At 41.5% G+C, this 12,631-nt stretch carries 11 protein-coding genes; 7 read left to right on the top strand and 4 right to left on the bottom strand.

Annotated features, from left to right (window positions below):
• Nucleotides 1–105: 105 nt before the first annotated feature.
• From AAGR14_RS18865 to AAGR14_RS18880, 4 genes are all read left to right on the top strand, one after another.
• Nucleotides 106–1,611, top strand: coding sequence for a sigma 54-interacting transcriptional regulator (locus AAGR14_RS18865; RefSeq protein WP_342645793.1), 1,506 nt, complete (start codon nt 106–108; stop codon nt 1,609–1,611).
• Between the two features lie 92 nt (nt 1,612–1,703).
• The gene (locus AAGR14_RS18870) at nt 1,704–2,999 is read left to right on the top strand and encodes a metallophosphoesterase (protein ID WP_342645794.1); all 1,296 of its coding nucleotides are present in this window, start codon (nt 1,704–1,706) and stop codon (nt 2,997–2,999) included.
• A gap of 107 nt (nt 3,000–3,106) precedes the next feature.
• Nucleotides 3,107–3,982, top strand: a complete 876-nt coding sequence (locus AAGR14_RS18875; RefSeq protein ID WP_342645795.1) for a hypothetical protein — start codon at nt 3,107–3,109, stop codon at nt 3,980–3,982.
• 1 nt (nt 3,983) lies between these two features.
• Entirely contained in the window at nt 3,984–4,610 is a 627-nt protein-coding gene (locus tag AAGR14_RS18880; RefSeq protein ID WP_342645796.1) for a class I SAM-dependent methyltransferase, read from the top strand.
• Nucleotides 4,611–4,657: 47 nt separating this feature from the next.
• On the opposite strand, the gene AAGR14_RS18885 is transcribed toward AAGR14_RS18880, so the two are convergent.
• The 3 genes from AAGR14_RS18885 to AAGR14_RS18895 are packed head-to-tail and all read right to left on the bottom strand — an operon-like array spanning nt 4,658 to nt 8,917.
• The gene (locus AAGR14_RS18885) at nt 4,658–5,347 is read right to left on the bottom strand and encodes a response regulator transcription factor (protein WP_342645797.1); all 690 of its coding nucleotides are present in this window, start codon (nt 5,345–5,347) and stop codon (nt 4,658–4,660) included.
• A gap of 3 nt (nt 5,348–5,350) precedes the next feature.
• Nucleotides 5,351–6,997 (bottom strand): HAMP domain-containing sensor histidine kinase, encoded by a 1,647-nt coding sequence (locus tag AAGR14_RS18890; RefSeq protein ID WP_342645798.1) that lies wholly within the window; start codon nt 6,995–6,997, stop codon nt 5,351–5,353.
• 6 nt (nt 6,998–7,003) lie between these two features.
• Nucleotides 7,004–8,917 (bottom strand): prolyl oligopeptidase family serine peptidase, encoded by a 1,914-nt coding sequence (locus AAGR14_RS18895; RefSeq protein WP_342645799.1) that lies wholly within the window; start codon nt 8,915–8,917, stop codon nt 7,004–7,006.
• Nucleotides 8,918–9,045: 128 nt separating this feature from the next.
• Here AAGR14_RS18895 and AAGR14_RS18900 point away from each other — a divergent pair, with 128 nt between their 5' ends.
• From AAGR14_RS18900 to rfbC, 3 genes are read left to right on the top strand one after another with little or no spacing between them, the layout of a single operon-like run.
• Nucleotides 9,046–10,863: a tetratricopeptide repeat protein gene (locus AAGR14_RS18900; RefSeq protein WP_342645800.1), complete on the top strand. Its 1,818-nt coding sequence runs from the start codon at nt 9,046–9,048 to the stop codon at nt 10,861–10,863.
• 17 nt (nt 10,864–10,880) lie between these two features.
• Entirely contained in the window at nt 10,881–11,183 is a 303-nt protein-coding gene (locus tag AAGR14_RS18905; RefSeq protein WP_342645801.1) for a DUF4286 family protein, read from the top strand.
• A gap of 11 nt (nt 11,184–11,194) precedes the next feature.
• Nucleotides 11,195–11,743, top strand: a complete 549-nt coding sequence (rfbC, locus tag AAGR14_RS18910) for a dTDP-4-dehydrorhamnose 3,5-epimerase (protein ID WP_342645802.1) — start codon at nt 11,195–11,197, stop codon at nt 11,741–11,743.
• A gap of 112 nt (nt 11,744–11,855) precedes the next feature.
• On the opposite strand, the gene AAGR14_RS18915 is transcribed toward rfbC, so the two are convergent.
• Complete coding sequence (locus AAGR14_RS18915; RefSeq protein WP_342645803.1) at nt 11,856–12,620, bottom strand: metallophosphoesterase family protein; 765 nt, start codon at nt 12,618–12,620, stop codon at nt 11,856–11,858.
• Nucleotides 12,621–12,631 lie beyond the last annotated feature (11 nt).

Raw genomic sequence — 12,631 nt, forward strand, 5'->3', positions numbered from 1 at the left:
GAGAAGTCGGTTAGCCCGTAAGTCCGGCATCTAAAGAGTGCACACATCGACAATAATAAAATACTGACTACTGAGTTAGCTTTTAAATTACTTATAAAAACACGAATGGCAAACGAACTTTTGAATATAACAACCCTTGGGCAACTAAAACAAACCGATTATCGTAGCCGGTCGGTTAAAGAAGAACTGAGAGAAAACCTAATACTGCAACTGCAAAAAAAACACGAAGGCGGTTTTGAAGGCATTATTGGTTATGAAGACACCGTAATACCCGATTTGCAAACTGCCATACTTTCGCGCCATAATATTTTGCTGTTAGGCTTACGCGGACAAGCCAAAACCCGCATTGCCCGCCTGCTGGTAAACTTGTTAGACGAGTATATGCCCTACATTGCCGGTTCAGAATTGTATGATGACCCGCTGGCGCCTATATCGTGGTACGGGCACAACGAAGTAGAAACCAAAGGCGATGATACCCCTATTGCATGGGTACACCGATCAGAGCGTTATACCGAAAAATTAGCAACACCTGATGTTACCGTGGCCGACTTGATTGGCGATGTTGACCCTATCAAAGCGGCTACTTTAAAATTAACTTATTCTGACGAACGGGTAATCCACTTTGGGTTGATACCCCGTGCGCACCGCGGCATTTTTGTAATTAACGAATTACCCGATTTACAAGCACGCATACAGGTATCATTGTTTAACATATTGCAAGAAAAAGATATCCAAATCAGGGGCTTTAAACTGCGTTTGCCTTTAGACCTGCAATTCGTATTTACAGCCAACCCTGAAGATTACACCAACAGGGGCTCTATCGTAACTCCGTTGAAAGACCGTATCGAGAGCCAGATATTAACCCACTACCCGCGCTCGGTAGAAGTATCGCGCAAAATCACTCAGCAGGAGGCATTGTTAACGCCAGAGCAGAGAGTGGCTGTAGAGGCCGACGGACTCGTGAAAGACTTGGTTGAGCAAATCGCTTTTGAGGCTCGCAACTCCGAATACATCGATAAAAAATCTGGGGTATCTGCCCGTTTAACCATCTCGGCCTACGAAAATCTGATTAGTAATGCCGAACGCCGGATGATCATCAACAATGAGAAAAACACTTTCGTGCGAATCTCTGACTTTTTAGGTGTTATCCCGGCTATAACCGGTAAGATAGAATTAGTGTACGAAGGCGAGCTGGAAGGTCCGGCTAAAGTGGCAAACATACTTATTGGCAAAGCCATCAAGTCAATGTTACTACAGTTTTTTCCTGATCCTGAAAAAGCTAAGAAAAGCAAAAAGGCAAATCCTTACAACGAAGTTGTCGGTTGGTTTGCCAGCGGTAACAACCTGTCGTTGGTTGATGACCTGCCAATGGCTGAGTATAAAAAACTATTGAATTCGGTAAGTGGTTTAAAGGATTTTGTTAAACAATTCCACCCGCGATTGAGCGAAAATCAGCAATTGCTGCTAATGGAGTTTGTACTGCACGGCTTGGCCGAGTTTTCACAACTCAATAAGGGCTTTCTGGATAATGGTTTTGCCTTCTCAGACATGTTTGACAGCTTGTTTAACATGCAGCCTGATGAAGACGAGTCAGACGATGATCGTTATTAATCACTAACTTTGTGATGCTTAAGATAAGCCTGTGTAGCATGGATGTGTTGTACAGGCTTATCTTTTATACAAACATTAACTAATAAGTTTTTATGGAGGGACACTCCCTTACGCTTGTTTCTATTTGCATTGGTCTTTTAATTGCCGATTGGTATATTGTAAATGCATTGCGCAACGGTTTTAAGAAATGGCGCTTTTTACAAAGTAAAAAGTTTTTAACCGGTTACTGGATATTTTCGGTACTACTGGTAATCGGTGTAATTTCGAGTATCTTTCTCAAGTTTAATCTCGGTTTTAAGGGTGCTGTATTACTGGCATTCTTTCTGACTTTGTTTTGTAAAGTCTTTTTCCTGCCTTTTGCTGTTATTGATGATGTACGCCGCTTTTTTGTAAAGCTTAAGCGTAAACCGGAACCAGCGGTTGTTACACCGGCTACTTTAACAAGCCTGCCCGAAGAAGTTGATCCTAACAAAATAAAGCGTTCTGAGTTTATCTTAAAAGCAGGCCTGATTGCCGGATCGCTTCCGTTAGCAGGGTTAGCTTATGGTATGATAAACGGTGTATATGATTACCGCGTTAAACGGCGCACGCTTTGGTTACCTAACTTGCCTAAAAAGTTTGATGGTATTAAACTTGGGCAAATTTCAGACATCCACTCTGGTAGCTTTTACAACAAAAAAGCCGTAACCGGTGGTGTAGATTTATTATTAGCCGAAAAACCCGACTTCATTTTTTTTACAGGCGACCTGGTAAATAAGCAAAGCAATGAGATGCGCGAATACCAGGATGTTTTTGCCAAAATAAAAGCGCCTTTAGGTGTTTACTCCAGCTTAGGTAACCATGACTATGGTGACTATAAAGACTGGCCAAGCCAGGCTGCAAAACAAAAAAACTTCGACGATTTACTGGCCACTCATAAAAACATGGGCTGGGATTTGTTGAGAAATACCAACAGGCGATTGAAAGTTGATGGTGAAGAAATTGGCATTTTAGGTGTTGAAAACTGGGGCTCGCTCAGCCGTTTCCCTAAATACGGCAAGCTGGATGAAGCAGTTAAAAACACTGACGATTTACCGGTAAAATTACTGTTGTCACACGACCCATCGCACTGGCGTGCGCAGGTGCTGCCTAATTATCCGCAAATAGATGTGATGTTTTCCGGGCACACCCACGGCATGCAGTTCGGTTTGCAAACCGAGCGCTTTCAGTGGAGCCCTATACAATTTGTTTATAAAGAATGGGCTGGCCTTTATCATCAAGGCAGTCAGCAGTTATATGTAAACGTGGGTTATGGCTTTTTGGGTTATCCGGGCCGGGTAGGCATTTTACCCGAAATCACTATTTTTGAATTGCGAAGCGGTACTAACCCTAATATCAAATTTGGTTAATAAATTTTATTACCCAAGTCATTACCTCAAAACCAACCGGCGGTAAGTAATTAAAAAGCGTTAATATTTCACAAACAACGGCTGCATACTTATCATTGCATTTATAAATGAAAAAGTACCTTCAGTCTGCTTTTGATGCCTTGTTGTTTAGCAATGTGTTTATGGCACTTTGCGCAGTTGCACAGGGCCTGGTTACTTTTCATTTAATTGGCGTCAAACCCAATTGCTCAGTACTGGTACTACTTTTTACTTCCACCCTGGGATTATATAATTTTTGTATCCTCATTACCCGCCCTAAGCGGCCCGAAAGCTCTCCATACCGGCGCGTACGCTGGTTTTTTAAATATTACCAACTGATGGCAGGCATTACCATCGTTACCATGCTCAGCCTCTTTCCGCTGTTCTTTTTGATGTCAACAAATTCTAAACTGCTGCTTATATTTTTGGCAGTACTCTCTGTTGGCTATGGCTTACCGGTATTCACACATAGCGGTCGTAAAACAGGCTTACGAAACATTCCCGGCCTTAAACCTATTTTAATTACCGTAGTATGGAGCTTGAGTTGCGTAATGGTGCCTGTGTTAGAAGCCAAGGCTTCGGGGCAAACCTATTTAACGAATACCGATACACTAATACTGGTTGCTAAACGATTTTTATTTATCGGCGCCCTTACTGTACCGTTTGATATTCGTGACCTTTTCCAGGACAAAATTGCGGGCCTGAAAACAATCCCGGTAGCGTTTGGAGAACGTAACGCTTACCTATTTTGCCAAATACTGTTAGGCGGTTATTTAGTACTGCTTTTTGTTTTTCGCCACATTGGGCTTAGCCATGATTTTTGGGCGCTTGCCATAGTTACTGTTTTAACCGGGTGGTTGATCTTTAAGTCTACCTGGCAGCGTAACGAGTACTACTACTTTTTTTATTTAGATGGTGTGCTTATATTGCAGTATGTGGCGTTAGTTGTCTTTAATTGGATTTGATATGTCGGCCAATTATGATAATGCTTCCTGGTTTTACGAGCGCCTTTCTAAACTGGTGTTTGGCAATGCACAAGTTAACGCACAAGAATATTTTTTAAAACTTATACCAACAGGATCCAGTATTTTAATTATTGGCGGCGGTACCGGACAAATTCTGGAGAGTATTGCCAAACTCTACCCATCAGAGCTACACATTACCTACGTGGAAATATCAGCCAACATGATGGCACTTTCGCGCAAACGAAACACTGCAGAGAACGATGTGGTATATATTACTCAGGATATTGGCAGTCTATCATTAACGCAGAAGTTCGATGTTATTATAACAGCTTTCCTGTTCGATAACTTTTCAACACAGGAGCTCCATAAAATATTTCCGCGCATTCATCAATGCCTCAAGCCGGAGGGGCTGTGGCTTAATACTGATTTTCAGTTAACCGGACCAATCTGGCAAAAGGCAATGCTCAAAACCATGTATTACTTTTTCAGAGTACTGAATGCGGTTAAGGTAACGCAATTACCTGATACAACAAAAACATTTATAAACTACAGGTATGAGCTGCTAGGCCAAAAGCCGTTTTACCGAAACTTTATAACGGCTAACGCTTATAAAAAAAGCCGCACATAATGCAGCTTTCCCCTATTCAGTAATTCACATAAGTTTCGGTTATTGGCCTATTCGTACGCAAACTTATAGCCTACACCACGCACGGTTTGCAGGTATTGCGGCGAATCCGGGTTATTTTCAATCTTTTTGCGCAACCTTACAATGTGCATATCTAACGTGCGGGTGTTTACATCGGCATTGTAACCCCATACTTCCATCATCAATTCCTCGCGGTTAATTACCTTATTTTTATTTTTGAGGAAGTAAAGCAGGATACGATTTTCTAAGATAGTCAGCTCTACTTTCCTGCCCGATTTTACCAACAAGTGCGTATTAGGATGGTGCTCCATATCGGCAAACCGATGTACTTCCGATTTATCGCTGTTTAACGAAAACTTTATTTTGCTGTCAATCATCGCTACCAGCACATCCATGTTAAATGGTTTAGTAATGTAATCAGAAACACCAAAATTGTAAGCTTCAATCTTATCAATATCCTGTGCTTTGGCTGTCATCATAATCACCAGTTTATCAAAACCTTTTTGCCTGATGTTACTGCAAACTTCGGAGCCTTGTTTTCCCGGCAACATCCAGTCCATCAGTACAATGTCGGGCATGTGGTCTAATATTATTTTTTCGGCATCGTTGCCGTTGGCTGCCTCAAGCACTTTATAGCCTTCGCTTTCCAACCGTTCGGCTACTAAAAAGCGTAAATTTTCATCATCCTCAACAAGGGCAATCTTTATTTCTGTATTCATGATTTAATTTTCATAAGGCAGGGTTACTATAAACTCCGAACCTTCGTTAACTTTACTTTTCACCTGCAAGTCTCCGTTCATAAAGTTAACCAGTTCTTTACAAAAAGCCAAACCCAAGCCCACGCTCCCATTTTGATTGTACTGGTTTTCGATACGGTAAAACTTCTTAAATACGTTATTGATTTCGCTTTTCGGTATCCCTATACCTTTATCAGTAAACGAAAATATAATGTTCCGCTTTTCCGAATTTATCCGGATGAACAAATCCTTTTGCCCCGGATTAGAATACTTATAGGCATTCTCAATCAGGTTCTGAAATATACTTCCCAGCAATACCGGGTCGGTATAAAAATTATAAATCCCCTCAACGGCATATCCCAACTTAAAATCGGGGTACTTAATACTAAAGGTATTAATATACTTTTGCACAAACTGCTCAATATTAATTTCTTCTTTGTTTAGTTTAATCGACCGGTTTTCTATTTGGGTAAAAGAGAGCAGTTTATTCATCAACTCGTTGAGCTTATCCGCTTCTTCATCTAATATTTTACCGTAATGCTTACGTTGCCGTTCGGTAAGTTCGCCATCGCCGCGCAAGTTAGAACCTGCTATCTTAATTACACTCACCGGTGTTTTAAACTCGTGAGTAAAGTTGTTGATAAAATCGTACTGAAGTTTAAAAAGTTTCAGGTTAGTGTTCAGGTTACGGTAAATCAGCCAACCTATAAGCACCATAAACACATAAATTAAAAGCACGATGCCAGCAATGGGCGTAAAGCGCCGGTTAACTTCGGTATCCAGATGCACTTTCTCCGAATTGAAATAAATTTTATAATCAGCAAATGCTCCCGGAAATGCCACTTCGGTACGCAACTCATTATCGTTAGTATTTAACGGATCGTAAACCACCGGCTGTACCGTAACGTGCTGATATAACTCAGGATGGGTGTTAGTTATTTTTAAGGCAAATACATCGAGCAAAAAGGTCATCATGTTTTGCTTGTATAAAGCACGGGTACGCCTCCCCTTTTGTAGCTCGCGGTAACTCCTGATTTCTTCGCGGCGCGGAATATTCAGGTAGCTGATTTTGCTGGGCTGTACATCATAAAAAGTACGGTATATCTCGTCCTGGCTGGGTACGCGGGAGGTATCGGCCACCACAATATAATAGTTGAGCTTGGCAGCCATTGTTTTAAAATCTTCGTTGGCTACATCAGTAGCCAGCCGGGTGCCCACTATGTTTTTTGCAAAAGACTGATACTCGTAAACGGCTTTCATCAAAATATCCATGCCGTTACCAGCATAGTTTTCTGGTTTACTGCCCACGGTAATTTCATTATACCTGATGGATTTTACAAAGCCGTAATCATCAAACACCGAACGCGCATAATTGGCGGCCGAAGCCGAGTCAAGAAAACCCTGATAAGACGTTATTTCGGGTATTCGGTTCTGAAAAAAGTCATTATATGGTTTGATCGCTCTTTCTAACACATCAAGCTTACGTAAGTTAAACTCGTTTTCTACATACCTTGATGTTAGGTTGTAAGCAATAATCAGGGCAATAAATAACGTAACTGTGATCAGCACCCAAAAGGCAGCGATCAGCGAAAAATTTTTCCGGTAAACGTTCTTATGGGCACCTGCCGTCATTACTAATTAAGGCTTAACTTTTAGATAGTCTCCTAAAAAGCGCTCAATCTGGGCATACATATCCATGCGGTTATGCTCGCTCCGGAAAGAATAGCGCTCGTTAGCCTTTAAAATATACCGGATAGGCACATTACGCTTTTGTATTTCTCTTACAAATTGGTTAATCTCGCTGATGTTGGCCCGAGGGTCTTTGGCACCCTGGAACATCAAAACCGGCGACTTAATTTTGTCGGTATGAAACACCGGCGAAATGGCCCTGAATAAATTAGCATCGGTTTCGGGATTACCTACCTGCTCATAAGTCATCTGTAGCTGCGGCTGACGGTAAGGCGGGATGTCTTTGATGTAGGTAAAAAAGTTAATTAATCCATACTGCACAATAGCACATCTGTATAAGTTAGGATAAAACGAAACGCCGTATAAAGCTGAAAAGCCACCAAACCTTGCCCCCATAATAGCCACCCTCTTAGGATCAGCAATTTTTTGCCTGGTTAACCAGTTTACCCCATCTGCAATGTCGCTTTGTATTTTACCGCCAACCTGTTTAAAACCGGCGCTCCAAAATGCTTTACCATAACCTGTAGACCCGCGGTAGTTTACCTGGAAAACAGCATAACCACGGTTAGCTAAAAACTGCACTTCGGCGCTATAACCCCATACATTGCGGTTACGGGGCCAGTCGTGCGGCATTACTACCAAAGGGTAATTTTGCTTTTTGTTGCCTAAAGGCAGCGTAAGATAACCGTTAATCAGCATGCCATCCGCGGCCCGGAATGATACCGGTTTCATGGTACATAATTCCTCAGGTTTCAAGCTGGCATTTAAACTACTTAAACGCGTTAGCTTACCACCGTTCCGCTCATATAAATAAAAGGTACCAGGGTTACGGTCGGTATAAGTAATAATGATATACTTAGATTCGGACGTATCACGGTCTACAAACTTAATTACCCCACCATTAAGTTTAGTTTTTATATCACTATAGACGTTTCGAAATTCTTGGTTTAAAAAGTACTTGTGCGGCTTATCATCCTCCCAGCCGGCATACTCCAGGCGGTGCCGGTTACGCGAGTAGCCATAATCCATAACATCGGCCTTATCGGTGCGGTAAACCACTTTTAACTCTTTACCTGTAGTTGCATCAATTTCAACCAGTGCAGATTTGTCGCGGTTAACGTTAGATAGTGCATAAAAAGAGTTACCCTTGGTAGTTATGGCAATGGGGTCAACCTTGTTCTTAAAATTATTTTTGATGATGGGCTTAAATGGCGACTCATCGCTGGTACGGTACAAAATTGTTTCGTCAACTCCGTCGGTAGCTTTAGCTAAACGTATTTTGCCGTCGTTATCCGGGTACCATTCAGTGATGTTTCCCGGGTTGGCAATGTATAGCGTTAATTGTCCGTTGTTCAGGTTCAGCTTATACACGTCAAACGTTGCCGGGTTGCGCTTGTTCATCACAATGGTAATAACGTCCGGCTCCTTGCGGTTACGGTTAAGCAGCCACATACGGGTTTTTATTTGCGTAAGCAGCGTACGCATCTGTAAAGTTTTTACATTCAGGGCATACAGGCTAAACTCTTCGTTTTCGGCCACGTCCTGGTTAAATACCAACTGATTATTGTAGGTCCAGAAATAGTCTTTTATAGGATTATCGGTAAACGAGGTAGCCATACGCTCCTTGCCATCGGCCAGCGACTGGATAAAGAGATTCTGTTTTTCTTTATAAGGCTTTAAATAGGCCAGGTATTTACCGTCGGGAGAGATTTTGATAAAACTTTTTTCGGGTGTTTTAAAGAAATCACTGATGGGTATTTGTTTTTGCTCGTCCTGACATGAAAAAAATAAAGGCAACAGAGCAATCAACAGCAAATACTTAAAACAACGCAACATGGTGTAATCTTCCAGTTTCTTTTTCAATCAGAACAAATTAGATAAATTTACTTGGGTACTTAACAATGTCACTATAATTTTACCCGTTAAAATAAGTGTAAACTATCGGCTAATATCGTGATTTACATCGCCTGCAATTTATTAAATTTGAATACATGAAGTATTTTTTGCTGTTCATCATCACCGTTATTTTACAAACCGGATCTCTGCTTGCACAAGACGATGATTTGCAGCTGGCCCGCCAATTCGCTCAAAACGGTGAGTTACAAAAAGCTTCGGACATTTACCAGCGCCTATACAAACAAGATAACGAAACCTACTTTTCGCTATACAGCAGTAACCTGATTGATCTTAAAAAATATGATGAAGCAGAAGGCCTCATCAAAAAAATGATCCGCAAACATCCGGAAGAAGCTCAATATGCTATTACGCTGGGTAAAGTATATACCGAACAAGGACACCGCGATAAAGCCAACGCTATTTACGAAGACTTACTTAAAAAGCTTCCCGCTAACCCGGCGGCCATTACCGCTTTAGCCACACAATTTTACCAGTCTGAAAACGCGGATCTTGCTATTAAAATATTGCAGCAAGGGCGCAAGCAGCTAAACAATGACCAGTTATTTTCCATCGAACTGCTCAGCCTCTACCGTTATAAAAGGGACAAACCAGGACTGACTGAAGAATACCTTAACTTTTTACCTGGCAACCCAATTTACATTAACCAGGCACAAAATGTATTGGCTACCTTGTATGATAGTCCGGCTGATTATGATCTGTTGCGTACGGCATTACTAAAACGCTTGCAGAAAGACCCGCAGCAATTGGTGTACTCCAGCCTGCTCACCTGGCAATACCTGCAGCAAAAGGAGTATGACCAGGCTTTAAACCAGGCACTGGCACTGAGCCGCAGGCAAACCAACAATAATGGTAATGATATCTTTGAGCTTTGCCAAACCCTAGTAGCTAACGAAGCCTATGATGCCGCCATCAGGGGTTATGAGTACCTGCTCACTAAAAATGCGCGCGGTGATGAGTTGTATGTGCCTGCTAAAATTGAACTGGTAAATACAAAAAGCCTGAAAGTAACTACCGGTAAGTATACCCAAGCTGATTTATTAAGTTTAGAGAAGGATTATACTGATTTACTAAACGAGTTTGGCCGCACGGCCAGTACTGCTTTTGCGATGCAAAAGCTGGCCAATTTACAAGCCTTTAAACTGCACAAACTTAACGAAGCACAAAAACTGCTGGAAGAAGCCGTTAATATCAAAAATCTTCGCCCGCAATTGCTGGCTGGCTGCAAACTGGATTTAGGCGACGTTTACTTAATGAATAACCAACCCTGGGAAGCAACACTTACCTACAGCCAGGTTGAAAAAGCCTTCGCGGGCACACCAATAGCGCAGGATGCCAATTACCGCAATGCCAAACTATCGTATTACACCGGTGATTTTAAATGGGCTAAAGGCCAGCTTAACGTACTTAAGGCTGCCACCTCGCAGCTTATTGCTAATGATGCTTTAAACCTGTCTTTGCTCATTGGCGATAATATGGTGGCCGATACGGCAGGCAATGCACTAAAAATATATGCACGTGCAGACTTATGGATTTTTAAGGAAGAACCTGCTAAAGCGCTGGTAACACTTGATAGTATTGACCAAAAATATCCAAACAACTCATTGCAGGATGATATCCTGATGGCCAAGGCACGAATTTTAATTCAGCAAAAAAACTTCCCTGCCGCCATAATTCCGTTAAAAAAAATCGTTATTGATCATGCTTCTGATTTATGGGCAGATGACGCTGTTTATATGTTGGGTACTTTGTACGAAGAGCATTTTAACGACAAAGAAACCGCCAAAACTTATTATCAGAAAATTATTACAGACTATCCCGGCAGCGTGTGGATTGGCGATGCACGGAAACATTTCAGAATATTACGCGGTGATAAACCTGATACCTCCTCTTAATTTATATTTTTGTTGTAATGATTATATACAACGAGACTTTTGTTATAGAAACAAGCGCTGAGCAGGAATGGTTGCAATGGATGCAACAACAACATATACCTGCTGCCATGGCTACCGGTTGTTTTACAGACTTTAAAATATTAAACGTACTCGACTCCCCTAACGAAGGTGTGACGTACTGTATACAATATTTGACTAATGAATTGCAGCAATACGAGTTGTTTAAAGAGCAACATCTGCATAGTCTTCACGTAAAACATCACCAGCAGTTTGAAAACCGTTATGTACTTTTCAACAGCTTAATGAAAACTGTCAATTAATTATTATCAAAATGAATGTTACCACTACAGCCATTGAAGGCTTGTTGATTATAGAACCTCGCATTTTTAAAGACGACCGCGGATATTTTTACGAAAGCTACAGCAAACAAAAATTTGAAGATGCCGGCATCCACGCCGATTTTATTCAGGACAATCAATCATTTTCGCAAAAAGGCATACTAAGAGGTTTACATGGCCAAGCTAACCCTCATGCACAGGGCAAACTGGTTCGCGTTATACAAGGCCGGGTTTTAGATGTAGCGGTTGATATTCGTAAAAACTCGCCAACTTACGGTCAGCATGTTACTGTAGAATTAAGCGGTGATAATCATAAACAGTTGTGGATACCAGCCGGCTTTTTACATGGCTTTGCTACGCTTGAGGACGATACTATTTTTACTTATAAGGTAACTAACTATTATAACAAAGAATCAGAGATCGGTGTTATCTGGAATGATCCTGCACTGGCTATTGGCTGGGGCATAAATGAAACCGAAGTACAGTTATCCGCAAAAGATGAACTATTGCCATCGTTTGCAGATTTTAAAAGCCCTTTTTAAATAAGTATAATATTTTAATTTAAGCAGCCAGGCTTCAATAATCGAAATGTATTTTAGATCTGGCTGCTTAATTTTTTGCAGGTAAGATAATTCTGCATCAACAATTCATCCGCTACTCTCCTACCCTTAAATCCTTGGGCATACGGCCGTATAATAAAAACTGCGCCCACTTTTCGCTTCCATTAGCTTTGGCTGCTGTAGAGGCCGTATTCCAATCGTACGCGCAGTGAATCATCTCGATGTTGATGTTGTCTCCATCAACTTTCACCAGTGTATATTTGGCATGCGGTGTCATCGATTCCATGGCAAAACGATGCTTGCCGTTACCCAGATAAGCCGGCAATCCTACACTACCTGGGTTGAGTATAATTTTATTGTTAGATAAGTATACCAGGCGATTAACATGTGAGTGCCCGCATAAAATAATGCGCTGGCTTACCTGTTCTGTTTTCCGTACCAGTTCGTCATCGTTATAAATAAATACACCATGTGGAGTCACCTCTTCTAAAAGGTATTCAACATCGCTATCGGGTGTACCGTGGCAAACAAAAAATAAATCATCGCAAACAGTAGTAGGCGGTAATTGCTTTAGCCATTCCACACTCTCGGCAGACAAGTCTGCCTTTACCCGTTCCATATTTTCTTTGTCGGACGACTTATCCAGGTTTTCCAATATTTCCCGGTCAGTGTTACCGCTGATGCATAACATGGGTACCTGCCTAATCAATTTTGCGGTTTGTTCGGATTCTAATGCGCCAAATACATGATCACCTAAATTAATAATCTGGTTAGCCTCGCGCGATGCAATATCTTTCAACACTGCCTGCAAGGCCAGCGAGTTTCCATGTATATCGGAGATAATAGCATAAGTTTTCATAGGTAGCAAAT

It is taken from the genome of Mucilaginibacter sp. CSA2-8R (genome assembly GCF_038806765.1).
Classification (GTDB): Bacteria; Bacteroidota; Bacteroidia; order Sphingobacteriales; family Sphingobacteriaceae; genus Mucilaginibacter.

What these genes read in the sequence shown, in the direction of transcription:
- AAGR14_RS18865 (WP_342645793.1), top strand. Translation starts at nt 106, where the DNA reads ATGGCAAACGAACTTTTGAATATAACAACCCTTGGGCAACTAAAACAA.
- AAGR14_RS18870 (WP_342645794.1), top strand. Translation starts at nt 1,704, where the DNA reads ATGGAGGGACACTCCCTTACGCTTGTTTCTATTTGCATTGGTCTTTTA.
- AAGR14_RS18875 (WP_342645795.1), top strand. Translation starts at nt 3,107, where the DNA reads ATGAAAAAGTACCTTCAGTCTGCTTTTGATGCCTTGTTGTTTAGCAAT.
- AAGR14_RS18880 (WP_342645796.1), top strand. Translation starts at nt 3,984, where the DNA reads ATGTCGGCCAATTATGATAATGCTTCCTGGTTTTACGAGCGCCTTTCT.
- AAGR14_RS18885 (WP_342645797.1), bottom strand. Translation starts at nt 5,347, where the DNA reads ATGAATACAGAAATAAAGATTGCCCTTGTTGAGGATGATGAAAATTTA.
- AAGR14_RS18890 (WP_342645798.1), bottom strand. Translation starts at nt 6,997, where the DNA reads ATGACGGCAGGTGCCCATAAGAACGTTTACCGGAAAAATTTTTCGCTG.
- AAGR14_RS18900 (WP_342645800.1), top strand. Translation starts at nt 9,046, where the DNA reads ATGAAGTATTTTTTGCTGTTCATCATCACCGTTATTTTACAAACCGGA.
- AAGR14_RS18905 (WP_342645801.1), top strand. Translation starts at nt 10,881, where the DNA reads ATGATTATATACAACGAGACTTTTGTTATAGAAACAAGCGCTGAGCAG.
- rfbC (WP_342645802.1), top strand. Translation starts at nt 11,195, where the DNA reads ATGAATGTTACCACTACAGCCATTGAAGGCTTGTTGATTATAGAACCT.
- AAGR14_RS18915 (WP_342645803.1), bottom strand. Translation starts at nt 12,620, where the DNA reads ATGAAAACTTATGCTATTATCTCCGATATACATGGAAACTCGCTGGCC.